The organism is Massilia sp. MS-15, assembly GCF_020176695.1.
Taxonomy (GTDB): Bacteria; Pseudomonadota; Gammaproteobacteria; order Burkholderiales; family Burkholderiaceae_D; genus Telluria; species Telluria hydrophila.
The window spans coordinates 1-23,519 of sequence record NZ_JAIWIA010000066.1; the positions used below are offsets into that span (position 1 = coordinate 1).

21 protein-coding genes are annotated in these 23,519 nt (G+C 68.3%); 14 read left to right on the forward strand and 7 right to left on the reverse strand.

The window, feature by feature from the left end; all coding sequences use genetic code 11:
• The 6 genes from LCI23_RS19545 to LCI23_RS19570 form a co-directional block, all read left to right on the forward strand.
• Window positions 1-439 (forward strand): IS1595 family transposase (locus LCI23_RS19545; RefSeq protein ID WP_224948122.1); only part of this gene is annotated, 439 nt, incomplete at its 5' end.
• Between the two features lie 101 nt (window positions 440-540).
• On the forward strand, window positions 541-3,975 hold the full coding sequence (recC, locus tag LCI23_RS19550) for an exodeoxyribonuclease V subunit gamma (RefSeq protein ID WP_224948123.1): 3,435 nt from the start codon (window positions 541-543) through the stop codon (window positions 3,973-3,975).
• On the forward strand, window positions 3,972-7,634 hold the full coding sequence (recB, locus tag LCI23_RS19555; RefSeq protein WP_224948124.1) for an exodeoxyribonuclease V subunit beta: 3,663 nt from the start codon (window positions 3,972-3,974) through the stop codon (window positions 7,632-7,634). Before recC ends, recB begins: the two co-directional genes overlap by 4 nt.
• Window positions 7,621-9,579, forward strand: a complete 1,959-nt coding sequence (gene recD / locus LCI23_RS19560) for an exodeoxyribonuclease V subunit alpha (protein WP_224948125.1) — start codon at window positions 7,621-7,623, stop codon at window positions 9,577-9,579. Before recB ends, recD begins: the two co-directional genes overlap by 14 nt.
• A 20-nt stretch (window positions 9,580-9,599) precedes the next feature.
• The gene (locus LCI23_RS19565) at window positions 9,600-10,559 is read left to right on the forward strand and encodes an alpha/beta hydrolase (RefSeq protein WP_224948126.1); all 960 of its coding nucleotides are present in this window, start codon (window positions 9,600-9,602) and stop codon (window positions 10,557-10,559) included.
• 120 nt (window positions 10,560-10,679) lie between these two features.
• A complete protein-coding gene (locus tag LCI23_RS19570) occupies window positions 10,680-11,855 on the forward strand; it encodes an RDD family protein (protein ID WP_224948127.1) in 1,176 nt (391 codons plus the stop codon).
• Between the two features lie 51 nt (window positions 11,856-11,906).
• Here the strand turns inward: LCI23_RS19570 and LCI23_RS19575 are convergent, their stop codons facing one another.
• Both LCI23_RS19575 and LCI23_RS19580 read right to left on the reverse strand, forming a co-directional pair.
• Entirely contained in the window at window positions 11,907-12,878 is a 972-nt protein-coding gene (locus LCI23_RS19575; protein ID WP_224948128.1) for a serine hydrolase, read from the reverse strand.
• Between the two features lie 300 nt (window positions 12,879-13,178).
• Window positions 13,179-14,183 carry a sulfate ABC transporter substrate-binding protein gene (locus LCI23_RS19580; RefSeq protein WP_374041194.1) on the reverse strand — a complete coding sequence of 335 codons (1,005 nt, stop codon included), beginning with the start codon at window positions 14,181-14,183 and terminating at the stop codon, window positions 13,179-13,181.
• Between the two features lie 217 nt (window positions 14,184-14,400).
• Here LCI23_RS19580 and LCI23_RS19585 point away from each other — a divergent pair, with 217 nt between their 5' ends.
• From LCI23_RS19585 to LCI23_RS19610, 6 genes are all read left to right on the forward strand, one after another.
• Window positions 14,401-14,931, forward strand: coding sequence for a GNAT family N-acetyltransferase (locus tag LCI23_RS19585; RefSeq protein ID WP_224948130.1), 531 nt, complete (start codon window positions 14,401-14,403; stop codon window positions 14,929-14,931).
• A gap of 104 nt (window positions 14,932-15,035) precedes the next feature.
• Window positions 15,036-15,671 (forward strand): DUF882 domain-containing protein, encoded by a 636-nt coding sequence (locus tag LCI23_RS19590; RefSeq protein WP_224948131.1) that lies wholly within the window; start codon window positions 15,036-15,038, stop codon window positions 15,669-15,671.
• Window positions 15,672-15,753: 82 nt separating this feature from the next.
• Entirely contained in the window at window positions 15,754-16,050 is a 297-nt protein-coding gene (locus tag LCI23_RS19595) for a DUF378 domain-containing protein (protein WP_224948132.1), read from the forward strand.
• A complete protein-coding gene (locus LCI23_RS19600; protein ID WP_224948133.1) occupies window positions 16,047-16,514 on the forward strand; it encodes a metallophosphoesterase family protein in 468 nt (155 codons plus the stop codon). The genes LCI23_RS19595 and LCI23_RS19600 overlap by 4 nt, the downstream gene beginning before the upstream one ends.
• 71 nt (window positions 16,515-16,585) lie before the next feature.
• Window positions 16,586-16,993 carry a hypothetical protein gene (locus LCI23_RS19605; RefSeq protein ID WP_224948134.1) on the forward strand — a complete coding sequence of 136 codons (408 nt, stop codon included), beginning with the start codon at window positions 16,586-16,588 and terminating at the stop codon, window positions 16,991-16,993.
• Window positions 16,994-17,058: 65 nt separating this feature from the next.
• Entirely contained in the window at window positions 17,059-17,871 is an 813-nt protein-coding gene (locus LCI23_RS19610) for a transporter substrate-binding domain-containing protein (RefSeq protein ID WP_224948135.1), read from the forward strand.
• Window positions 17,872-17,960: 89 nt separating this feature from the next.
• Here LCI23_RS19610 and LCI23_RS19615 read toward each other — a convergent pair whose 3' ends face one another.
• The 5 genes from LCI23_RS19615 to LCI23_RS19635 form a co-directional block, all read right to left on the reverse strand.
• The gene (locus tag LCI23_RS19615) at window positions 17,961-18,251 is read right to left on the reverse strand and encodes a hypothetical protein (RefSeq protein ID WP_224948136.1); all 291 of its coding nucleotides are present in this window, start codon (window positions 18,249-18,251) and stop codon (window positions 17,961-17,963) included.
• 211 nt (window positions 18,252-18,462) lie between these two features.
• Window positions 18,463-18,891 (reverse strand): hypothetical protein, encoded by a 429-nt coding sequence (locus LCI23_RS19620; RefSeq protein ID WP_224948137.1) that lies wholly within the window; start codon window positions 18,889-18,891, stop codon window positions 18,463-18,465.
• A gap of 113 nt (window positions 18,892-19,004) precedes the next feature.
• Window positions 19,005-19,184, reverse strand: coding sequence for a hypothetical protein (locus tag LCI23_RS19625; protein ID WP_224948138.1), 180 nt, complete (start codon window positions 19,182-19,184; stop codon window positions 19,005-19,007).
• 59 nt (window positions 19,185-19,243) lie between these two features.
• A complete protein-coding gene (locus tag LCI23_RS19630) occupies window positions 19,244-20,191 on the reverse strand; it encodes an alpha/beta hydrolase (RefSeq protein WP_224948139.1) in 948 nt (315 codons plus the stop codon).
• A gap of 5 nt (window positions 20,192-20,196) precedes the next feature.
• Entirely contained in the window at window positions 20,197-21,873 is a 1,677-nt protein-coding gene (locus tag LCI23_RS19635; RefSeq protein ID WP_224948140.1) for an electron transfer flavoprotein-ubiquinone oxidoreductase, read from the reverse strand.
• 166 nt (window positions 21,874-22,039) lie between these two features.
• On the opposite strand from LCI23_RS19635, the gene LCI23_RS19640 reads away from it, so the two are divergent.
• Both LCI23_RS19640 and LCI23_RS19645 read left to right on the forward strand, forming a co-directional pair.
• Entirely contained in the window at window positions 22,040-22,816 is a 777-nt protein-coding gene (locus LCI23_RS19640; RefSeq protein ID WP_224948141.1) for an SDR family oxidoreductase, read from the forward strand.
• 264 nt (window positions 22,817-23,080) lie between these two features.
• Window positions 23,081-23,519: aromatic amino acid lyase (locus LCI23_RS19645; protein WP_224948142.1), on the forward strand; the 439-nt coding region annotated here is incomplete at its 3' end.

Consider the following 23,519-nt stretch of genomic DNA (forward strand, 5'->3'; position numbering starts at 1 on the left):
GCGCGGGATTTCAAGTGAGCTCGACTGCATCCTGGCGGCGCGCGACCGTAGCGGACAGACGATCGATGCGGTCGTAGGCCGTGGATCCTTGAAAGCCGGGCAGCTGGAGCGCCATCTGCTGCCCAGGCTCGACCGCCAGGTGCTGCTGGTGAGCGATTCCCACGCTGCCTACCGCGCATTCGCTCGCAAGCACCGCATTGCACATGAGGCGGTCAACCTGCAGGCCGGCATACGGGTCCGTCGCCGGGCTGCCGGCGCCATCCACGTCCAGAACGTCAACGCCTATCACGCACGCCTGCGGCAGTGGCTCAGCCACTTCCGCGGCGTGGCTTCACGCTACCTGCCCAACTACCTGGGCTGGCGCTGGGCGCTCGACGGCGAACGCATCACGACTGCCGAACAATGGATGCGTATCACGATCGGAGCCATCAACAGATAACGGAGACAGCGCCTTGTCAAAGGGCTACGGCCGAGCGTCCAGCCTTCCGCGCGGCCCCCAAACCGGGTATCCTTTGCCCCTTGAGCAACGCACCGATTCCGATGTCTTCCCCGATCACCCCAGGCTTGTTAATCTTGCACGGCAACCAGATGGAATTGCTGCGCAGCGCCATGTTCGACTGGCTGCGCAGCCATCCGCTCGGCCCGCTCGAGCAGGAGACCATCCTGGTGCAGTCGAACGGGGTGGCCGAGTGGCTCAAGATCGCGCTGGCCGAGGAGATGGGCGTGTGCGCGGCGACCCGGGTGGCGCTGCCTGCGCGCTTCCTGTGGGAGGCCTACCGCGGCATGCTGGGGCGCGAGCGCGTGCCCAGCCGCGCACCCTTCGACAAGGACCCGCTCACCTGGCGCCTGATGCGCCTGCTGCCGGCGCTGCTCGACGCGCCCGGCTACGCGCCGCTCAGGCAGTTCCTCGGCGATGGCTGCCCGGAGCGTCGCCTGCAGCTGGCCGAGCGCCTGGCCGACCTGTACGACCAGTACCAGGTCTACCGGGCCGACTGGCTGGCCGACTGGGAAGCGGGACGCGACCAGCTGCGCCGCGCGGCCGGCGAGCCGCAGCCGCTCGCACCCGACCAGCAATGGCAGGCCTGCCTGTGGCGCGAAATCCACGCCAGCCTGCCGCCGGAGCAGCGAGCCAGTGGCCGCGCCAGCATCCACGCCCGGTTCCTGGCCGCCGTCGAGGAAGGGCGCGTGCCGGTGTCGCGCCTGCCGCGCCGGGTGATCCTGTTCGGCATGTCGACCCTGCCGTACCAGACCCTGCAGGCGATCGCCGCGCTGTCGCGTTACACCCAGGTACTGTTCGCGGTGCCCAATCCCTGCCGTTTCTACTGGGGCGACATCATCGAGGGGCGCGAGCTGCTGAAGGCGGCGCGCCGCCGCCAGCAGCCGCGCGGCGGCCTGGAACTGGCCAGCGTGCCGGTCGAGGAATTGCACATGCACGCCCATCCGCTGCTGGCGAGCTGGGGGCGCCAGGGGCGCGACTTCGTGCGCATGCTCGACGAGTTCGACCAGGCGGAGGGCGCGCGCTACGCGCAGTTCGGTACCGAAAGCCTGCGGGTCGACCTGTTCGACGAGTCCGAAGGCCTCACCCTGCTGCAGCAGGTGCAGGCCGCGGTACGCGACCTGCTGCCGCCCGGCGAGCATCCGCGCACGCCGCCGCCGCGCGAAGACCGTTCGATCGAGTTCCACATCGCCCACAGCGTCCAGCGCGAGGTCGAGGTGCTGCACGACCAGCTGCTGTCCTGGTTCGCCCGGGACCCGAGCCTACGTCCGCGCGACGTGGTGGTGATGGTGCCCGACATCGACGTGTTCTCGGCCGCGGTCCACGCGGTGTTCGACCAGCACCGCCGCAGCGACCCGCGCCACATTCCCTTCGAGATCGGCGATGTGCGCGACCGCAGCGTGAATCCGCTGCTGGTCGCGCTCGAGTGGCTGCTGCGCCTGCCGCAGCAGCGCTGCCGCCAGAGCGAGGTGCGCGACCTGCTGGACGTGCCGGCGGTGGCCGGGCGCTTCGGCCTGCAGGCCGAGGACCTGCCGATCCTGGGCCGCTGGATCGAGGGCTCGGGCGTGCGCTGGGGCCTGGACCGCGCGCACCGCGCCGGCCTCGGCCTGGCCTCGGTGGGCGAACAGAACGCCTGGATCTTCGGTGTGCGCCGCATGCTGCTCGGCTACGCCAGCGGCGCGGGACGCAGCTTCGGCGACATCGAGCCCTACGCCGAAGTGGGCGGGCTGGATGCCGCGCTGGCCGGTTCGCTGGCCCAGTTCATCGACAGCCTGCTGCACTACCGCGCCGCGCTGGCCGAAGCGCGCACCCCGGCCGCCTGGGGCGAGACCGCACGCGCGCTGCTGGCTGCGTTTTTCCAGCCTGCCGTGGAAGCCGACCGCCTGACCCTGGCCCAGCTGAACGATGCCCTGCAGTGCTGGCTGGAGACGGCCGACAGCGCCGGTTTCGAGGAGCCGGTGCCGCTGGCCGTGATGCGCGAATCCTGGCTCAAGCAGCTCGACCAGCCGACCCTGAACCACCAGTTCGTCTCCGGCGGCGTGACCTTCTGCACCTTGATGCCGATGCGCGCCGTGCCCTTCCGCGTGCTGTGCCTGCTCGGCATGAACGACGGCGACTTCCCGCGCCGTTCCAGCCAGGCCGACTTCGACCTACTGGCCCTGCCCGGCATGGCGCGCCCGGGCGACCGCTCGCGCCGCGACGACGACCGCTACCTGATGCTGGAAGCGCTGCTGTCTGCGCGCGACAAGCTGTACGTGAGCTGGGTCGGGCGCAACGTGCGCGACAACAGCGAGCAGCCGGCCTCGGTGCTGGTGGCCCAGCTGCGCGACTACCTGCAGGACGGGTGGAGCCTGTGCCTCGACGAGCGCACCACGGAGCACGCGCTGCAGCCCTTCAGCCGCCGCTATTTCGAGCGCGGCGGCCTGCTCACCTATGCCGGCGAGTGGCGTTCGGCGCACGCCGAGGCGGCGGCCGATGTGGTGGAGACGCTCCCGCCCTATGAACTGGAGCCGGGCTTCGTGCTCAAGCTGGGCGAGCTGGCGGCCTTCCTGCGCCAGCCGGCGCGCTACTTCTTCCGGCGCCGCCTCGGGGTCGTGTTCGCCGACGCCGCCGTGGTGGGCGAGGACGAGGAACCGTTCGCGCTCGACGCGCTGGAACGCTACTACGTGGAAGACCACCTGCTCGACGACAGCGGCCCGCCCGAGGCGCCGCACGAGGTGCGCGCGACCCTGATGGCGCGCACCGAGCGGCTGGCGCGCGAGGGCGTGCTGCCGATCGGCCTGCTGGGCCGCCAGTGGCAGCAGGACCTGGTCGATGGCCTGGTGCCGGTGCGGTCTGCCTGGCTGGCGCTCGGCCTGCGCTTCCCGCACGCGGCGCCCAAGCGCGCCGTCAGCCTGGGCCTGGACGACGGCCATGGCCAGCAGCTGCTGCTGGACGACTGGATCGACCGCCTGCGCAGCGACGGCGCGCAGAGCGCCTGGCTGATGCAGGTGTCGTCGAAGGTGCTGGACCGCGAAGGGCGCCCGCGCGGCGACAAGTTGATTGGTCCCTGGCTGCGCCAGCTGGCCGCGGCCGCGGCCGGCGCTCCCGTGGCCGGCCACCTGGTGGCGCGCGACGCGCTGCTGGCGATGGCGCCGCTGGACCCGGTCGATGCGGCCGCCACGCTGCACGACCTGGCGCGGCTGTGGCGCGCCAACCTGGACCGCCCGCTGGGCGTGGCCTGCAAAACCGCGCTCGCGCTGCTGCAGGAAGGCGCCGGCGAGGCCGAGGCGCGCCTGGTGTACGACGGCGGCTACGAGCTCAAGGGCGAAGTCGAGGAACTGTGCCTGGCGCGCCTGTGGCCGGATTTCGCGGCCCTGGTGGTGGCAGGCGACTGGCCGCACGTGGCGCGCGACCTGTACGGCCCGCTGGCCGACTGGATCGCGACCGCGCTGCAGGTGATGCCGCTGGCGGCGCTCCAGGAAGGGGCTGCGCCATGAGCCAGCTGCTCGATCCGCTCGACTTTCCGCTGCACGGCTCGCGCCTGATCGAAGCCTCGGCCGGCACCGGCAAGACCTGGACCATCGCCGCGCTCTACCTGCGCCTGGTGCTGGGCCATGCCGGCGCTGGTGGCGACAGCGGATTCGCGCGCCCGCTGCTGCCGAGCGAGATCCTGGTGATGACGTTTACCCGCGCCGCGACGCGCGAACTGGCCAAGCGCGTACGCGAGCGCCTGGTGGAGGCGGCTGCCTTCTTCCGCGGCCAGCTGGACAGCGCCGACCCTTACCTGGAGCAGCTGCGCGAGGCCTATCCCGGCGAGGCCGAACGCAGCCTCGCCGCACACCGCCTGGTGCTGGCCGCCGAGACCATGGACGAGGCCGCGATCTTCACCATCGACGCCTGGTGCCAGCGCATGCTGCGCGAGCACGCCTTCGATTCCGGCAGCCTGTTCGACGAAGAACTGCTGAGCGACGAGCGCGCCCTGTTCGAGGATGCGGCGCACGACTACTGGCGCCAGCACGTGTATCCGCTGGGCGAAGGCGCACTGGCCTCGGTGCGCGCCTGCTGGAAGGACGTGGCCGCGCTCAAGGCCGGCGCACGCGAGCTGGTGACGCGCACCCACCTGCTGGGGCCATGCGCGGCGGAGCCGCTCGGCGTGCTGGTGGCGCGGGTGGAAGGCGCGCTGCGCGCCGAGCTGGCCGGGCTGAAGGAGGGCTGGGCCGCGCGCGCCGACGCCATGGAGAGCTGGATCGCCGCCCAGCGCGAGCGCCAGCCGAAGTGCTTCAACGGCACCAAGATGCGGGCCGACTCGCTGGTGAAATGGTTCGAGGCCCTGCGCGCCTGGGCGGCCGACCCGGTGCAGGTAGCGCCCGACCTGAACGACACCGCCTGGCGCCGCCTGTGCCCGGACGGCATCGTGGACGCCTTCAGCAAGGACTTCGTGGCCGAGGTCCCGGACTGCTTCGGCTTCACCACGCCGCTGCGCGAGGCGCTTGGGCGCCTGCAGCCGCTGTCGCACGCGCTGCTGCGCCACGCGGCCAGCCACATCGCCGCCCGCATGCGCGAGTTGAAGGCCAGCAGGCGCCAGTTCGGCTTCGCCGACATGCTGCAGCGCCTGAAGGACGCGCTCGAAGCCGGGGCGCAGGCCGGAGCGGCGCTGAGGCGGCGCATCATCGCCCAGTATCCGGTGGCGCTGGTCGACGAATTCCAGGATACCTCGCCCGACCAGTACCGCATCTTAAACCTGCTGTACCGGGTGGCGGACAACGACCGGGAGCGCGGCCTGTTCCTGATCGGCGATCCGAAGCAGTCGATCTACGGCTTTCGCGGCGCCGACATCCACAGCTACCTGGACGCGCGCCGCGCCACCGCCGGCCGCCACTACCAGCTGGGCGTGAACTACCGCTCCACGGCGGCGCTGGTGGAGGCCGTCAACCAGCTGTTCCGCCATGCCGAAGGCGATGGCGACCATCCCGGCTACCCGGGCGGGGCGTTCCGCTTCCGGCGCGGCGCGGACAATCCGCTGCCCTTCGAGCCGGTCCAGGCCAAGGGCCACCGCGAGCGCCTGGTGGGCGCCGGCGGCGAGCAGCCAGCGATGGCGCTGTGCTGCGCCGGCCCGATGAGCCAGGAAGCCTACCGCGAGCTCTTTGCCCACCACTGCGCCGAGCACATCGTCGGCCTGCTGGGTGACGAACGGGTCGGGTTCTCGGACGGCGAGCGCTTCCGGCGCCTGATGCCGGCCGACGTCGCGATCCTGGTGCGCGACCGCGGCGAGGCGGCCGCCGTGCGGCGTGCGCTGGTGCAGCGCAAGGTTGCCAGCGTCTACCTGTCCGACAAGGATTCCGTGCTCGAGAGCGAGGAGGCGGCCGACGTGCTGCGCTGGCTGTACGCGGTGGCCAATCCGCTCGACGGCACCCTCGCGCGCGCCGCCTTCGCCACCCGCACCGCCGGCCTGCCGCTGGGCGAACTGGCGCAGCTGTCATCGAACGAGGTGGCGTGGGAAGCGCGCGTCGAGCAGCTCAAGAGCCTGCACCTGGCCTGGCAGCGCCAGGGCGTGCTGGCCATGCTGCGCCGCTTCGTGCACGAACTCGGGCTGCCGGCGCGCCTACTCGGGCGGCCGGGCGGCGAGCGGCGCCTGACCAACCTGCTGCACCTGGCCGAGCTGCTGCAGGAGGCCAGCACCCAGCTCGAAGGCGAGCAGGCCCTGATCCGCTGGCTGGCGGAACAGGTCGACGGCCTGAGCGAAGGGGGCGACGAGCGCGTGCTGCGCCTGGAAAGCGACGCCGAGCTGGTCAAGGTGGTCACGGTGCACAAGTCCAAGGGCCTGGAATACCCGCTGGTCTACCTGCCCTTCGCGGTGAGCGCGCGCCGGACCGACCGCCGCCGGCGCGCCTTCTTCGAGTTCGTCGGCCCGGATGGCGCGCGCCACCTCGACCTGCAACTGAGCGATGAAGCACTCGAGGCGGTCGACCGCGCGCGCCTGGAAGAAGACCTGCGCCTGCTGTACGTCGCGCTCACCCGCGCGCGCCACGCGCTGTGGCTGGGCGCGGCGCCGATCAGCGGCCGCAGCAAGGCCGAGAACCGGTTGCATGAGTCGGCGCTTGGCTACCTGGCGGGGGGCGGCGAGAAGATCGCGGCCGAACTGCTGCGCCAGCGCCTCGAGCGCCTGTGCGGCGCCGTCCCCGGCATCGTGCTGCACGACCTGGCGGCGGCCGAGGGCCGCACCCTGCTGGTACGCGAGGATGCGCGGCCCGAGCTGCTGGGCGCGCCGCGCTACGAGGCCAGCTTCGAGCGCGACTGGTCGATCGGCTCGTTTACTTCGCTGGTGCGGCATGCCGTGCCGCCGGCGCCGATGCGCGCCCAGGAACAGACCCTGCTCGAAGAGGCGCCGCAAGCGGCGACGCCGCCGCGCATCGAGGACGCGCCCTGGCACCGCTTCCCGCGCGGCTCGGTGCCGGGCAACTTCATGCACGAGCAGCTCGAGTGGATGGCGCAGGAAGGCTTCGAGCGCGTCGGCGAGCCGGACTTCATGGCGCGGCTTGGCCAGCGCATCGAGCGCGCCGGCTGGGGCCACCGGCTGGACGATGCCCTGGCCTGGCTGCAGGCGGTGGCCGGCACGCCGTTGCCGCCGCTTGGCGTCGCCCTGTGCCAGCTGACCGGCGACACCGTGCCGGAGCTGGAATTCTGGTTCCCCAGCGAGCGCCTCGAGGTGGGCCGGCTCGACCGCCTGTGCCGCAGCCGCATCATGAAGGGCCTGGAGCGTCCGACCCTGCCCGAGCGCGTGCTGCACGGGATGCTCAAGGGCTTCGCCGACCTGGTGTTCGAGCACGAGGGGCGGTTCTGGGTGCTCGACTACAAGACCAATGCGCTGGGGCCGGGCGACGCCGCCTACAGCCAGGCCGCGATGGCGCTGGGCATGGCCGGACACCGCTACGACATCCAGGCCACCCTGTACATGCTGGCGCTGCACCGGCTCCTGCGCAGCCGCCTGGGCGCGGCCTACGATCCGCCGCGCCAGCTGGGCGGCGCCGTGTTCCTGTTCCTGCGCGGGATCGCGAACGCCGACACGCGCGGCTGCTGCGTGCTGGCGCCCGACCTGGCGCTGCTGGATGCGCTCGACGACCTGCTCGACAAGGAGGATGGCGATGGCGCGCGCTGAAGCGAATCCGGAAGCGCTGTGGAACGAACTGGCGCGGCTGAGCGAGACCGGCGCGCTGCGCCGCCTGTCCTGCGCGTTCGCGCGCTTTGTCGCCTCGCTGGCCAATGGCATGCCGGTGCCGCCGGCGCTGGTGCTGGCGTCCAGCGTGCTCTCGGAGCTCGAAGGGCAGGGCCACAGTTGCCTGCTGCTGTCCGACCTGGCCGCCGGCCCGGCCGCGCTGCTCGGCTGGGAAGACGAGCAATGGAAGGAACTGGCGCGCTGCGCCGGACCGCTGCCGCGCACTGCCCAGGGCTGGGCCCAGCAGCTGGGCGGCTGCGCCCAGGTATGGGAAGTAGGCGCCTTCGACTACGACCAGCCGCTGGTGCTCGATGGCGACCGCCTCTACCTGCGCCGCTACTGGCGCGACGAGATGCTGGTGGCCCAGGCCGTGCGCGAGCGCGCCGGCCGCCGCATCGACGTCGATGCGGAGGCGGTGCGTGGCTGGCTCGACGGCCTGTTCGCGGCCCGGCCGGGGCAGGAGGGGCCGGACTGGCAGAAGCTGGCCTGCGCAATCGCCCTGCGCGGCTCGGTCGCGATCATCACGGGCGGCCCCGGCACCGGCAAGACCTATACCGTGGCGCGCCTGCTGGCGCTGCTGTTCGCCACCGCGCCGCAGGCCGGCAGCCAGCGCATCGCCCTGGCCGCGCCGACCGGCAAGGCGGCCGCGCGCCTGAAGCAGTCGATCGACAAGGCGCTCGGCGAATTGGCCGACAGGGCCGGCGCCGCGCTGCCGCTGCGCGAGCTGACCCAGCGCATGGGGGCCGCGCGCACCCTGCACAGCCTGCTGGGCGCGCGCCCCGACACCCGCGCCTTCGCCCACCACCGCGGCAACCCCCTCGATGTCGATGTCCTGATCGTGGACGAAGCCTCGATGGTGCACCTGGAAATGATGGCCTCGCTGCTGGACGCGCTGCCCGCGTCCGCGACCCTGATCCTGCTGGGCGACAAGGACCAGCTGGCCTCGGTGGAGGCGGGCGCCGTGCTGGGCGACCTGTGCCACAACGCCGGCGCCGGCGGCTATACGGCGGCCACCTGCGACTACGTGCTGGCCGCCAGCGGCGAAGCCGTTCCGGAGGAGTTCCAGGGCGATGCCGGCGCCCTGGCCCAGCAGACCGTGATGCTGCGCCACAGCCGCCGCTTCGGCGGTCCGATCGGACAGCTGGCGCTGGCGGTGAACGCGGGCGACGTGCTGCGTGCCGAAGCCTTGCTGCGCGCGGGCGAGCAGGGCGTGCGCTGGATCGAGAACGCCCAGCAGCAGCAGGTGCTGCAGCTGGCCCAGTCGGGCTACGGTGCCTACCTGGATGTGTTGAATACGGGCTACCAGACCGGATTGAACGCGAGTCATGAAGAATGGGTGCGCCAGATCCTGCAGCGCTTCGAATCCTTCCGCATCCTGTGCGCGGTGCGCGACGGCGAGTGGGGCGTCGCCGGCCTGAACGAGGCGGTGGCGGCGCGCCTGGCCGCGGCCGGCCTGCTGCGCCCGCAGGGCGACTGGTATGTCGGGCGCCCGGTGATGGTGACCCGCAATGACTACGGCACCGGCGTCTACAACGGCGACATCGGACTCACCCTGCCGGACCCGGCCCGCCCGAACGCACTGCGTGTCTATTTCCTGGAAGGCGATACGGTACGCAGCGTGCTGGCAACCCGCCTGCGCAATGTCGAGACGGCGTTCGCGATGACGGTGCACAAGTCGCAGGGCTCGGAATTCCGGCATACGGTACTGGCCCTGCCGCGCGAACGCGGCGCCGTGCTGACCCGCGAGCTGGTGTACACCGGGATCACGCGCGCCAGCGAATTGTTTACCCTGGTGTCGCCGCCGGGCGCGGTGCTGGCCGAAGCCATCGGCGCGCGTACCCACCGGACCAGCGGCCTGCGCGGCATGATCGCGCCGACCTCGCGCTAAGGCATCAAGGCGCCACGTCCATGTCGCGCGCCGCCGCCTTCCTCCTGGTCCTTGCCCTGGCGTTCGCCCTGGCCCTGGCCGGGAGCGCGAACGCCGGGGAGCCCGAGCGCCCGCGCGAAAGCGCGGTCCAGCTCGAGCGTGGCGGCACCCTGGCGCTACCGGAGGACGAGACGCCGGTGCCGGTAGTGCTGCTGGTTGCCGGTTCCGGGCCCACGGACCGCAACGGCAACAGCCCCGGGATGCGCAATGACAGCCTGCAGGGCCTGGCCCATGCGCTTGCCGAGGCCGGCATCGCCAGCCTGCGCTACGACAAGCGCGGCGTGGCCGGCAGCCGGGCCGCCGCCGTGCGCGAGTCCGAACTCAGCCTCGATGGCTACGCCGACGATGCGGCCGCCTGGCTGCGCCTGCTGAAGGGCGACGCGCGCTTCGGCAAGGTGGTCGTGGTCGGACACAGCGAGGGCGCGCTGGTCGGCATGCTGGCCGCCGGCCGCGCCGGCGCCGATGGCTTCGTGACGCTGGCCGGGCCGGGCCGGCGCCTGTCGGACGTGCTGCGGCGCCAGCTGGCCGGCAGGCTGCCGCCTGCGCTCATCCCGGACAGCGAACGCATCCTCGCCAGCCTGGAACGCGGCCAGCTCACCGAAGAGGTGCCAGCCCAGCTGGCGCCGCTGTTCCGCCCCAGCGTGCAGCCCTACCTGGTGTCGGCGATCAGGTACGACCCGGCCGAGGAACTGCGCAGGCTGGCGATGCCGGTGGCCGTGATCCAGGGCAGCACCGACCTGCAGGTGGGCGTCGAGGATGCACGCCGCCTGCAGGCGGCGCGGCCGGGCACGACGCTGGTGGTGGTCGAGGGCATGAACCATGTCCTGAAGATGGCGCACGGGGACCTGGCGGCGCAGCTGCCGGCATATACGCAGCCTGGTGGGCCGGTGGCGCGCGAACTGGTGCAGGCGCTGCTGCACTTCGTGCGTGGCTTGCCCTGATACGCTTGATCGAAACCAAACCTGCGGTCGGCCGGCCGGTGCTCGCCGAACTCGGCCATTGGGCGGTGGTCCTACCGTGCTGGAAGCAACCCCTATTCGCCCCGGCGCAAGCGCTCATCCATGCAGCGATTCGATCAGCAGAAGCCCGTCCTGTTTCGTGGTACCGGATTCGGGACCGGCCTGGAGCCGGCGCGGCCGGGCGGGCCGCCGCCCGAGCTGGCGCTCGACTGGAAGGCCGGGGCCTGGGCGCGCTGGTGTGCGCGCAGCTTCGACGTGTGGTGGGAGACCGCCCTGGTGGCGACGCTGCTCGGTCTGCTCCTGTGCCGCCACTCCCCGGTTTTCCTGCAATGGCTGGAAACGCCCTTCGGCTGGAAACTGTTTGGCCTGGCCTGCATCCCGGCCGGGCTGCTGCTCGATGCGCTGCTGCACACCGTGGTCGGCAATACGCCCGGCAAGGCACTGCTCGGGCTGCGCCTGGAGCGCGCCGACGGGTGCCATCCTGTCTTGTCCGAGCTGGCGCGGCGCAATGCGCGGCTCTGGTGCAGCGGGCTTGGCCTTGGCTTGCCCCTGTTCAGCCTGTTCACGATGGCGCGCCAGGCGCTGCGCCTGCGCAAGGACCTGCCGGCCAGCTATGACGGAGCGCTGTACCTGGTACGCGCCCGCCCGGTCGGACGCCTGCGCAAGGCGGTGTTCGGTGCCGCGTTCTGCAGCCTGTTCCTGCTGATCGTCGCGCTGGACGCGGCCGACCGCCAGGATGCCCGCGAGATCGCCGAGCTGAAGGCTGCGCCGCCCTACGGCTGGACCAATCCACTGACCGGAAACCGGGTGCTGGTCGCGCCGCAGTGGCTGGCGCAGGACGCCGGGGCGGAAGACGAAGGGGAAGAGGGGGGCGGCGACCGCGGCGCGGCGCCTGGCAGGGCGCGCTACCGCTTCACCCTGCATGGCGGCCACGCCGTGGTCCTGCTCAGCATGGAAGCGCAGGATGGACGCAGCCTGCGCGAACATGTCCGTGCCCACGCTCAGCAGGACCATGGCGTGGCGCTGGCGGACGAAGCCGCGCCGGCCGGCGGGCGCTACGGAATGTTCCGGGGCTATCCGTCCTGGGCCGGCATGGCGGAGGGAAGGCATAGCGCACTGCGGGTGCAGACCCGCATCGTCGCGGTGGATGGCAGGTTCTGGCGGGTGGAGCTGCTGCAGTCGCCACCGGCGGCCTACACCGACGACCTGGTGCAGGCCCTCGGCCAGGCCTTGTGGGATTCCGTCCTGACCGCGCCGGACGCGGCGGCGGGGAAATGACAAAGGGGCCACATGGCCCCTTGTTGTCCGGGAACGGCCTGGCTTCGCGGCTTATTTCTTGCGGCGCTTGGGCGTCACCTTCACCTTGCCACGTTTCTTGACCGTCTTCAGCTTGGCATTGCCGGCGCTGGCCTTGATGCGGGCACGCTTCGCGCTTGCCTTGATGCTGCCGCGCTTGGACGCCGCCTTGAAGCGCGGCGCGCGGTTCGAGGCCTTGGCCACCCTTACCGGCGCTTGTTCGCCGGCGATGAAGCGGCGTACATTCAGGGCGTCGAGGATACGCGCCGAGGACGCGCCGGCATTGAGCAGCACCATGGTCGCGTTCTTGCCGGCAGCCGTGATGTTCATGATCAGGCAGCGCCCGGCTTCCGAGGTGTAGCCGGTCTTCGACAGGCCGATGTCCCAGCCCTTGGCACCGACCAGGCGGTTGGTGTTGCGGTACTCGACCTCGCGCCCATTGATGTTGATCAGGTTCTTCGAGTCGGTCGTCATGTTGGTGATGACGGCATACTTGCTCGATGCGGCCGCCATCTTGACCAGGTCGCCGGCGGTCGAGCGGTTGCGCGGCGACAGGCCGGTCGGCTCCTCGATCACGGTCTGGGTCATGCCGAGCGCGCTGATCTTGCGCTTGACCGCGGCCTTGAAGCCGTCGGTGCCGCCCGGGAAGGTACGCGCCAGCGCCGCCGCGGCGCGGTTGTCCGAAGACATCAGCGCCAGATGCAGCACGTCGCGGCGCGAGATCAGGGCGCCCACCGGCACCCGCGAGCTGCTGTGCTTGAACGTGTCGACGTCGCTGCGGTCGATCTCGATCAGCTCGTCCATGTCCTGCCTGGCATCGAGCACGACCATGGCCGTCATCAGCTTGGTCAGCGAAGCGATCGGGACGACGCGGTCTGCATTCTTTTCCAAAAGAATCTTGCCAGTGTCATCTTCTACCACAAGCACCGACTGGGAGCCGAAAGGCACCGCGAATGCGGCAGCCGAAAACGACATCAATACGGTGGCAAACAATTTTTTGAGCATTGTCGGGTTCAGGAGTGGTTGCGTTGAGCGGGAGACATGCCACGGATGGGCACGCAGTCAACTGTCTAGCTGTAGGGCAACTACAGGAGATGCACGATAGCATCAAGCATGATGCATGTCTATGGCGCACAGGCAAAAATGGACTTGTAACCGGGAATTTTGTTGGGAATAGACATTCTCATGGTAGTGTGCCCACAGACACCGTCACCGCCTACCACCGCCCAGAAAGCACAAGACCCTGCGCGGGGCAGGGCCGTGGTACGGCGGGAGGCATTCCGCCGCTCGTGCAAGCGCTGTCGCTTACTTCGACGCGTAGATCTTGTCGAACTCGCCGCCATCATTGAAGTGGACGGCCTGGGCCTTGCGCCAGCCGCCGAACAGTTCGTCCACCGTGAACAACTGGATGGGCTTGTAGTTGGCGGCGTGCTTTTTCATGACCGCTTCCGAGCGCACCCGCATGAAGTGCTTGGCGCCGATCTCCTGGCCGGCCGGCGAGTACAGGAAGTTCAGGTAGGCGGTCGCTTCCTTGCGCTGCTTGCGGCGGTCGACCACCTTGTCGACCACGGCCACCGGCGACTCCGCCAGGATCGATACGCTCGGGTACACCACTTCGAAATTGTCGCCGAACTCCGCGCGCACCATGCTCACCTCGTTCTCGAAGGTGACCAGCACGTCGCCGATCTGGCGCTGGGTGAAGGTGGTGGTGGCCGCGCGGCCGCCAGCGTCCAGGATCGGCACGTTCTTGAAGATACGCGATACCAGCTCACGCGCCTGGGCTTCGGTACCGCCCTTCTTCTTCAGTGCCGCACCCCATGCAGCCAGGTAGGTGTAGCGGCCGTTGCCGGCGGTCTTCGGGTTGGGAATGATCACCTGCACGCCCGGACGGGCCAGGTCGTCCCAGTCCTTGATTTTCTTCGGATTGCCCTTGCGCACCAGGTACACCATGGTCGAGTAATAGGGCGCCGCATTGTGGGGGAACTTCCTGGCCCAGTCCTTGGCCACCAGCCCGCGGTCGGACAGCATGTCGATGTCGTTGGCCTGGTTCATGGTGACGACCGACGCTTCCAGCCCGTCGGCGACGGCGCGTGCCTGCTTGCTCGAGCCACCGTGCGACTGCTTGATGCTGACCGTCTCGCCGGTCTGCTGCTTGTAGGCCGCGATGAAGGCCGGGTTGATGTCCTTGTACAGCTCGCGCGCCACGTCGTAGGAGACGTTCAGCAGTTCGGTGCCGGCGGCGCTGGCCTGGAGCGGCAGTGCGGCGCCCAGCGCCAGGGCAAGGATCAGGCGGCGCAGAGGGGAAGTCATGGTCATGGTGGCTCGCTTTTCAAATCGGGTGGTGACAGCATGCATGATCCGTACTTTCATCAAATTTCGGAACGATAGTTTTGTCATATGCTTAGTACTGCCGGGTTGCCTGGCGTTGCCGGCAGCAGGCAAGCGGGCTTCGGTGTATAGTCGTGCCCAGCCATTGCGCCGCTGAGCGCGGGTCCCGACTTCCGTTTTTTCTGCATAGTGATGTTTGATGTCCACGCGTTTTGATATTCGCAAGGCAGTGCCCGGTGATGCCTCCGCCGCCTGCGCGCTGCTGCGCCGTTCGATCGAGATCGGTTGCCGGGCTGATCACCGGGACCAGCCCGCCGTGCTCGACGCCTGGCTCGGCAACAAGACCACGGGCAATGTGGCAAGCTGGCTGGCCTCGCCCAGCAACCATGCGCTGGTGGCCGAGCGCGACGGCGAACTGCTCGGGCTGTGCCTGCTGACCCAGGCCGGCAGGCTGGCCCTGTGCTATGTGGCGCCGGAGGTCCTGCGGGCCGGCATCGGTGGTGCCTTGCTGGCCGCCGCCGAGGAACAGGCGCGCGCCTGGAGCATCAACAAGCTGCAGCTGCATAGCCCGCCCGGGGCCAGCGCCTTCTTTGAACGCCACGGCTATCTCAACGCCGGCAAGGACAAGTCCTGCTTCGGACTCGAGTGCGACCTGCTGTGGAAGGCACTCGGCGCCAGCCGTGAGCCGGCGCCGGGCGCGCGCAAGCGCTTCTGCAACTGCAGCAGCTAGGCGACCCTGGTCGGTGCGGCTTGAACCGCGCCATCATTGCGAACACATCTTTTGTCCGGGAGAAGCTTGCGATATAGTAAGCGCCTCGATTTGGATGAGTTCTTATGGCTTCACGTAGAGATTTCCTGCAACAGGGCGCCGCATTGTGCGCGGGCGGCATCCTCGGCGCCCCCCTGCTGGCTCCCGGCCTCGCCTGCGCCCAGGACGCCGGCCTGCAACCCCCGCCCGACCTGTTCGATGCCCAGCTGCTGGACCTCGACTTCTGGGTCAAGCCGCGCACGCTCTCGCTGGTGCGCCCGCAAAGCGGCGAAAAGGCCAGGGTGCTGTACTGGAAGGACGGCGAGGTCATCGACTCCGCCTACCAGGAGCTGTGCCATATCCTGCGCGATGTGAACGGCCGCGCCAGCGCCCCGATCGATCCCAAGCTGTTCGAGGTGCTGTGGGGCACCCAGGCCTTCATCGCGCGTTACGGCATGATCCAGCCGCTCGAGATCCTGTCCGGCTACCGCACCGAGGCCTCGAACCGGCGCCTGGTGGAAGAGGGCGTGCCGGCCGCGCGCAAATCGCTGCACATGGTCGGCAAGGCGGCCGACATCCGCATCGCCAGCCTGAGCGAGGATGTGCTCGGCGGCCTGATCCGCAGCTTCCGCCAGGGCGGGGTCGGCTATTACTACCGCTCCGGACCGAAGGGCGGCTGGATCCATGCCGATACCGGCCTGAACCGTACCTGGAAAGGCTGAGCCGCGCCGAGGCGTGCTCGCCCGCCTCCCGGCTTCCGCTACCATTTGTCCATCGACCCTGTTCTTGTCAAAGGAGGCAGTGATGGCAACGATGAACACTCCCACGATCGACCGCCGGACCATGGGCGAACGGCGCAGCAACGCGCCGCGCGTGCGCGGCCGCTCCACCATGTCGGCGCTTGACTACCTGGCCATGGCCCTGCTGATCATCGGCGGGCTGAATTGGGCGATGGTCGGCCTGTTCGATGTCGACATGGTCGCCACCATCCTCGGCCCGGGCAGTCCGGCCACCCGCATCGTGTATGTGGTGGTGGGCCTGGCGGCGCTCTACTCGATCTATATACTGGGCAAGATGGCAGGCAGCCGGCGCGCCGTGTGAGCGGGACGCGGGTCGGCCTGATCGCCGACACCCATGGGCTGCTGCGTCCGCAGGCAGTGGATTTCCTGCGCGGCTGCGAGCACATCATCCACGCGGGCGACATCGCCGGTCCCGGCATCCTGGAGCCACTCGCCGCGCTGGCGCCGCTGACGGTCGTGCGCGGCAATAACGACCGCGGCGCCTGGGCCGCGGCGCTGCCGGAGACGGCCGTGCTGCGCCTGGGCGCCGTCGCCATCTACGTGATCCACGACCTCAAGGAACTGGATATCGACCCGGCCGCGGCAGGCATGCGGGTCGTCGTGGCGGGCCATTCGCACCGTCCCTCCAGCCAGCAGCGCGGCGGAGTGCTGTACGTGAATCCCGGCAGTGCGGGGCGACGCCGCTTCGCGCTGCCGGTTTCGATCGGCGAATTGCTGGTCGAGGGAGAGCAGGTCAGCGTGCGCCTGGTGACCCTGGCCGTCTAGCCGCGCTCGCCGGCACGGATAAACGGCGCAATATCCCGTAAAATATGGCTCGCTTCGCAATTGCTGCCCACATGAACCTGCCACCCGATACCCCGCCACGCTTCCGCCCCCGCCCCTGGACCGCACTCGAGACCCCGCAGGACGTCGAACTCTGGATCGACGAGCACAACCGCGCCTTGCAGGAACTGGTCAAGCCGACCGAGACCGGGGTCGGCATCCGCTTCACGCTGGCCGAAGGCGGAAACGTCACCATGCAGACCACGGGCGATGCCGTGCTGCTCGACGTCGAGCCGGACGCCGACTGGATAGGACCCCTGATCCAGGCCGCCACCGGGGCCGAGGCGCCGCGTGGCCAGGTCTGGATCCTTCCCGACGACAAGCTGGTGCAGCTGATCCTCGGCCTGTCGAGCCTGGTGGCAAGCACCACCCTGGTCACTAGCCATCCGTTCGGCGCGCGCGCCCGCCGCGCCGGGCAATGAGCCGGCGCTTCCCGCCTGTCCGGGTTTCGGTGATAAGCTCAGCTCGACCAGGACCAGGAGATTCGATGGGCAGGCATAGGCAATACACGGCGCGCCGCGGCGTGTTCGCACTCGGGCTGGCCGCGATGCTGGCGGCGCTGGCGCCGGGCGCGGCGGCGGCCGACCTGCTCGCCGAGCTCAAGGCGCGCGGTACGCTGCGTATCGCGCTCGAAGGCAGCTACCCGCCCTTCAATTTCATGCACGGGAAGACCGGCCAGCCGGCCGGCTACGACGTCGACGTCGCGCGCCTGGTCGCGCGCAGGCTGGGTGTGCGCCCGGAATTCGTCACCACCGAATGGGCAGCGATCCTGCCTGGGCTGGCAGCAGGCAAGGTCGACGTGATCGTCAGCCAGGTCGGCATCACGGCGCAGCGCGAACAGGCTTTCGATTTTTCGCGTCCGTATACCTATTCGTACCCACAATTGATCGTGCGGCGCAACGACCGCGCCAGCTATGCCAGCCTGACCGACCTGAAGGGCAGGACAGTCGGGGTCGGGCAGGGGAGCGTGTTCGAGCAGCAGGCCCGGGCGATACCGGGGATCGTGGTGAGGAGCTATCCGGCGACGCCGGAGAACCTGCAGGACCTGGCCTTCGGACGCATCGATGCGGCGCTCAACGACAGCCTGATGGTCGCCTACCTGCTGAAGCATTCGGCCTTGCCGATCAAGGCCGGCGCGCGGGTTGGCGCGGCCGGGCGGATGGGGATCGCGATGCGCAAGGGGAATCCGGAATTCAAAGCGGCGCTCGACCGCATCCTGCTCGATGCCGGCGCGGACGGCAGCCTGAAGGCACTGTCGATGAAATGGTTCGGGATGGACGCCAGTCGTCCGCCGCCGTGACGGTGTCGGCGGCTACGCGGCGCGTCATGCTCGGGCTGGCGCCGAGGGACAAGGCCACGCCCTGAGCGCAGCCCGGTGCCGTGCGAGGATCAACGCTTGCCGTCCTGGCCACCTTGTTTGAACGCTTCCGAGGCCTGCTGCGCGCTTTCTCCCTGGCGCTGGCCGTCGAGGTCGTCAAGCGCTGGGGTGCCGCCGGAAGCATGCTGGCCACCTCCCTGCTGCCGGTTACCCTGCTGCTGGCTACCCTGCTGTTGGTTTCCTTGTTGTTGCGTTCCAGACTGCTGATTGCCCTCACGCTGCCCTTGTCCGGCTGCGGAGACCAGGTCCTTGCTCGGGTCCTTGGCAGCATTGTCCGGTTGCGATTGTTTCTGCTGTTCCATGTTCGTCTCCTCGTCGTGGATGGTCGAGCGACCATCTTACGCCTCGTACCGGAATCGGCAATCGGCGTCCACGCAGAGTTCGCGTAGGAGAGGTCGCACGGCAGGCTGGCCAGGCATGTGAAAGCGCACCGCGGCAGGCGATGGCCCGGGCGGTGCGCGTTGGTGCTACGAGTGGGAAGACAGGCTTCCCGGTGCTTCCGAGGGTTCCGGCTTAACGATTGCCGCGTTGCTTGTCGGTGCTGTTGTCCTGGCTCCACGCCTGCGATGCATCCTTGGCGGATTCACCCTTGCGCGAACCCAGGTCGTCCAATGCCGGTGTGCCGCCGGACGCATGCTGGCCACCCGACTGCTGGCTATCCTGGCGCCCGGACTGCTGGCTTCCTCGCTGCTGCTGGCCTTGTTGCTGTCCTGATTGCTGGCTGCCCTGCTGCCGGCCCGACTGCTGACTGCCTTGCTGCTGTTGTCCAGATTGTTGGCTGGACTGTTGGCCGGATTGCTGGCCGCCCCGTTGTTGCCCAGACTGCATGTTGCCCGATTGGCGTCCCGATTGCATGTTGCCTTGCTGCTGGCTTGCACCCAGGTCTTCCATGTCGCTGTCGTGACGGGGGCCCTTGATGCCATGTCCTTTGTTTTCACCCATGTCGGTCTCCTTGACGAGTCAATGTAGGGACTATCTTAGTCCTCTCACCGGCTGCGGCAATCGGACTCGCGGACGTACCGCCGTAGGACGGCTCGCACAAAGTCATCAGTAAATCACGAAGATCCGGCATCGCCCTGGCGCGTGCCTTGGCCGGGTTGCTGGGGCTGTTTCGTGTGTTCGGACTGCTGGTTGTCCGCGCGGCTGCGCTCGAGGCGCTCGCGCTGGCGCTTGACGTCGAAATCGTCCAGCTGGACGTCACTCAGGCTGCGTTCGGAATCCTTGTTTTCAGGCATGGCTGCCTCCCGGCTGTGGTGGAAGCCCCATGCTAGCCCTTTCCGTGCCAGGAAGGCGCTCAGGGCTGCGCGGGAACGATGCCCAGGCCGCGCAGGAAGCTGCGCGCCGCCTCGAAAGCGCCAAGCTGCTGCTCGCCCGTGAAGCCGCCGTGCCCGCCACCCGGGATGGTATGCAGGACGTTCCTGACCCCCGCCTTGTCCAGTGCCGCCTTCAGGCGCAAGGCGTGCGCATAGGGCACCATGGGGTCGGCGTCGCCATGGATGGTGAACACCGGCGGACCGCCGGCGCGTACCTGGTTCAGCGGCGACACCGCGTGTGCCAGCTGTTCCCGGCCCGGGCCCGGCATGCTGCCGAACCAGGCCACCGCGTACGAGCGCTGGTTCGGGCCCTGCAGCATGTCGGCGACGTCGGTGATGCCGAACCAGTTGACCACCGCCGCCACTTTCGGCGCCGCGTTCCGGTACGGTCCCGACCAGGCGGGCTCGTTGGCCGCGCACTGGTGGGTGAAGGGCGAGTCGGCGGGCAGCATGGCGGTGGCCAGCGCCAGGTGGCCGCCAGCCGAATTGCCGGTGGTGACCACCCGCTCCAGGTCGAAGTGGTACTTCTTCGCATTGCGGCCTACCCATTGCAGCGCGCACAGCGTGTCCTCGACGGCGGCCGGCGCCAGCGCGGTGTTCGCCAGCCGGTAGCTCACGTTTACCACCGTAAAGCCCATCTGCATCCAGGGCAGGGCCGACAGGGCCGAGCTTTCGCGGCTGCCCGCGACCCAGCCGCCGCCGTGGAAGCGCAGCACCACCGGGCGCGGTTTCGTGCCGGGCTCGTCGGGCAGGAGCACGTCGAGCTTGAGCTCCTGGCCGCTTGCCTTCAGGTAGGTCACGCCGGCATCGATGCCGTGCAGGTGGTCGAGCAGCACCGCCGCGCGCAGGCCATCGTCGGCCGCCTTCGCGGCGCCCGTGCAGGCCAGCGGCAGCACCAGGAGTGCCAGCCGCGAGGAAAGGGCGCGCATCCCGCTTACATGTTCGGGTAGTTCGGGCCGCCGCCGCCTTCCGGCGTCACCCAGACGATGTTCTGGGTCGGGTCCTTGATGTCGCAGGTCTTGCAGTGCACGCAGTTCTGGGCGTTGATCTGCAGGCGGTCCTTGCCTTCGTCGGTCTTGACGAACTCGTAGACGCCCGCCGGGCAATAGCGCTGTTCCGGCCCCGCGTACTTGGCCAGGTTGACGTCCACCGGAATGCCCGGGTTCTTCAGCGTCAGGTGGATCGGCTGGTCTTCGGCGTGGTTGGTGTTCGAGATGAACACCGAGGACAGGCGATCGAAGGTCAGCTTGCCGTCCGGCTTAGGATAGACGATCGGCTGGAACCGGGAGGCCGGCTTCAGGCATTCATGGTCGGCATGCTGGTGGTGCAGCGTCCACGGCGCCTTGCCGCGCAAGAGCATCTGGTCGATGCCGGTCATGATGGTGCCGATGTACAGGCCCTTGCTCATCCACGGCTTGAAGTTGCGCGCGACGTGCAGTTCCTCATGCAGCCAGCTCTTCTCGAAGGCGGCCGGGTAGGACGCCAGCTCGTCGTGCTGGCGGCCTTCGCCGAGCGCGGCGAAGGCGCTTTCCGCGGCCAGCATGCCGGTCTTGATCGCCGCGTGGCTGCCCTTGATGCGGCTGGTGTTGAGAAAACCCGCGTCGCAGCCGATCAGGGCGCCGCCCGGGAACACGGTCTTGGGCAGAGATTGCAGGCCGCCGGCCGTGATGGCGCGCGCGCCGTAGGAGATGCGCTTGCCGCCTTCGAAGAAGTGGCGGATCGCCGGGTGGGTCTTATAGCGCTGGAATTCCTCGTAGGGCGACAGGTAGGGGTTCTGGTAGGCCAGGCCCACCACGAAGCCGACCGCCACCTGGTTGTTCTCCAGGTGGTACAGGAAGGAGCCGCCGTAGGTGCTGTTGTCCAGCGGCCAGCCGGCCGTGTGGATGACCAGGCCCGGCTTGTGCTTGCTCGGATCGATTTCCCACAGTTCCTTGATGCCGATGCCGTAGGTTTGCGGGTCCTTGCCCTTGTTCAAGTCGTACTTGGCCATCAACTGTTTGCCGAGGTGGCCGCGCGAGCCTTCCGCGAACAGGGTGTACTTGGCGTGCAGCTCCATGCCGAGCTGGAAGTCCGGACCCGGCTCGCCGTCGCGCTTGACGCCCATGTTGCCGGTGGCGACACCCTTGACCGAACCGTCTTCGTTGTACAGCACTTCGGCCGCCGGGAAGCCCGGGAAGATCTCCACGCCCAGGCTCTCCGCCTGCTGGCCCAGCCAGCGGGTCACGTTGGCCAGCGAAACCACGTAGTTGCCGTGGTTGGTCAGCATCTTCGGGACCATGAAGTTCGGCGTGCGGATGGCCTTGGTCTCGGTCAGAAACAGCACCTGGTCCTCGGTAACCGGGGTGTTCAGCGGCGCGCCTTTTTCCTTCCAGTCGGGGATCAGCTCGTTGAGCGCGATCGGGTCCATCACGGCGCCCGACAGGATGTGTGCGCCCAGTTCGCCGCCTTTCTCGAGCACGCAGACCGAGACCTCCTGGCCTTGTTCCGCCGCCAGCTGCTTGAGCCGGATCGCCGCGGACAGGCCGGCAGGGCCGCCGCCGACGATGACCACGTCGTATTCCATTGCTTCACGCGGTCCGTATTGTTCGAGGATATTGGTTGGCTCGGTCATGGATATTTAAATAAGAAGGTGGAAATTTAAGCACGAGTGTGCACTTTTTTACTGCTGAACGCAATGTTGGCCGCCATTTTACGGACATTATTAGATGCGGCAATCTAATACTGGTGATTTGTGTAATCATGATGGCTTCGCAAGCAAGCCGGGAAGGGAGCGGGACGTGGGCATCGAAGTCAACTACGAAGGAAAAATCGCCATGGTCACCGGCGCCTCGAGCGGGCTCGGGGCGCGTTTCGCGAAAGCGCTGGCCGGCGCCGGCGCGCAGGTGGTGCTGGCCTCGCGCCGGGTCGAGCGCCTGAAGGAACTGCGCGCCGAGATCGAGGCCGACGGCGGCGCCGCCCACGTGGTGCGGCTCGACGTCACCGACCTGGGCTCGATCAAGGCCGCCATCGCCCATGCCGAGACCGAGGCAGGTCCGATCGACATCCTGGTGAACAACTCGGGTGTCTCCAGCACCCAGCGCCTGCTCGACGTCACCGAGGACGACTACAACTACATCATGGACACCAACCTGCGCGGCGCCTTCTTCGTGGCCCAGCAGGCCGCCAAGCGCATGATCCAGCGCGCCAAGGGCGACCCGCGCAAGCAGCACCGCATCGTCAACATCGCCTCGGTGGCCGGGCTGCGCGTGCTGCCCCAGATCGGCGTCTACTGCATGAGCAAGGCGGGCGTGGTGCAGATGACCAAGGCGATGGCGGTCGAGTGGGGCAAGTACGGCATCAACGTGAACGCCATCTGCCCCGGCTACATCGCCACCGAGATGAACGAGGACTACTTCGACACCGAGCAGGGCCGCAAGCTGATCGACATGCTGCCGCGCAAGCGCGCCGGGCGGCCGGAGGACCTCGATGGCCTGCTCCTGTTGCTGGCGGCGGATGAAGCCCATTTCATCAATGGCGCCGTCATCACGGCCGACGATGGCATGACGGCGCAATGATATTCCCACTGCTAGGGGAGTAATGAGGAAGGCAAAATCTCAACAGGATCCAGTCAACATGGCTGCGATGCTAGTTATTTGGGACAACATCTGCGTACTAAACCACGCTAGAGATGGAGTTATGCACGAGATGCATCTTGCAAGAACTAAGGTTCATTCTAGTGCATGGTCCAATGTGCGCTGTGTTGAGAGAACAGTAGGCGACTTGGGAGGCGATGCGTCCTGTTACTTGTCAACGCAATTCCGAACCCTAGTGCCAAACATATGAACGCGTTTCCTACCGTAGAATTTGATCAAGGTATTTTAACGATCGAAGATGTTATAGCTGTCGCCTGCTTGTCTGCCCGACCAGTGCTTTCGATGGAGCCTGCATTTCGCGATCGAATCAAGCGCGGCGCCGATTTTCTTGACGCCCTGCTGCGTGAAGACGGTGTGATTTATGGGGTGACGACTGGATATGGCGATTCGTGTACGGTGCCTGTGCCTTTGCATCTAGTCTCAGAACTTCCGCACCAACTTTACACTTATCATGGTTGCGGGTTAGGACAATATCTTAGCGCTGAAGAAACGCGTGCCGTGATTGCGGCGCGCCTTGCTTCATTATGCAAGGGCTACTCAGGGGTAAGTGTGTCCCTCCTTGAGGGAATTGTTCGTTTCCTTGATGAAGGGATTTTGCCATTAATCCCAAGCGAGGGTTCGGTAG

Coding starts and splice junctions, on each gene's coding strand:
- recC (WP_224948123.1), top strand. CDS start 541: ATGTCTTCCCCGATCACCCCAGGCTTGTTAATCTTGCACGGCAACCAG.
- recB (WP_224948124.1), top strand. CDS start 3,972: ATGAGCCAGCTGCTCGATCCGCTCGACTTTCCGCTGCACGGCTCGCGC.
- recD (WP_224948125.1), top strand. CDS start 7,621: ATGGCGCGCGCTGAAGCGAATCCGGAAGCGCTGTGGAACGAACTGGCG.
- LCI23_RS19565 (WP_224948126.1), top strand. CDS start 9,600: ATGTCGCGCGCCGCCGCCTTCCTCCTGGTCCTTGCCCTGGCGTTCGCC.
- LCI23_RS19570 (WP_224948127.1), top strand. CDS start 10,680: ATGCAGCGATTCGATCAGCAGAAGCCCGTCCTGTTTCGTGGTACCGGA.
- LCI23_RS19575 (WP_224948128.1), bottom strand. CDS start 12,878: ATGCTCAAAAAATTGTTTGCCACCGTATTGATGTCGTTTTCGGCTGCC.
- LCI23_RS19580 (WP_374041194.1), bottom strand. CDS start 14,183: ATGACTTCCCCTCTGCGCCGCCTGATCCTTGCCCTGGCGCTGGGCGCC.
- LCI23_RS19585 (WP_224948130.1), top strand. CDS start 14,401: ATGTCCACGCGTTTTGATATTCGCAAGGCAGTGCCCGGTGATGCCTCC.
- LCI23_RS19590 (WP_224948131.1), top strand. CDS start 15,036: ATGGCTTCACGTAGAGATTTCCTGCAACAGGGCGCCGCATTGTGCGCG.
- LCI23_RS19595 (WP_224948132.1), top strand. CDS start 15,754: ATGGCAACGATGAACACTCCCACGATCGACCGCCGGACCATGGGCGAA.
- LCI23_RS19605 (WP_224948134.1), top strand. CDS start 16,586: ATGAACCTGCCACCCGATACCCCGCCACGCTTCCGCCCCCGCCCCTGG.
- LCI23_RS19610 (WP_224948135.1), top strand. CDS start 17,059: ATGGGCAGGCATAGGCAATACACGGCGCGCCGCGGCGTGTTCGCACTC.
- LCI23_RS19615 (WP_224948136.1), bottom strand. CDS start 18,251: ATGGAACAGCAGAAACAATCGCAACCGGACAATGCTGCCAAGGACCCG.
- LCI23_RS19620 (WP_224948137.1), bottom strand. CDS start 18,891: ATGGGTGAAAACAAAGGACATGGCATCAAGGGCCCCCGTCACGACAGC.
- LCI23_RS19625 (WP_224948138.1), bottom strand. CDS start 19,184: ATGCCTGAAAACAAGGATTCCGAACGCAGCCTGAGTGACGTCCAGCTG.
- LCI23_RS19630 (WP_224948139.1), bottom strand. CDS start 20,191: ATGCGCGCCCTTTCCTCGCGGCTGGCACTCCTGGTGCTGCCGCTGGCC.
- LCI23_RS19635 (WP_224948140.1), bottom strand. CDS start 21,873: ATGACCGAGCCAACCAATATCCTCGAACAATACGGACCGCGTGAAGCA.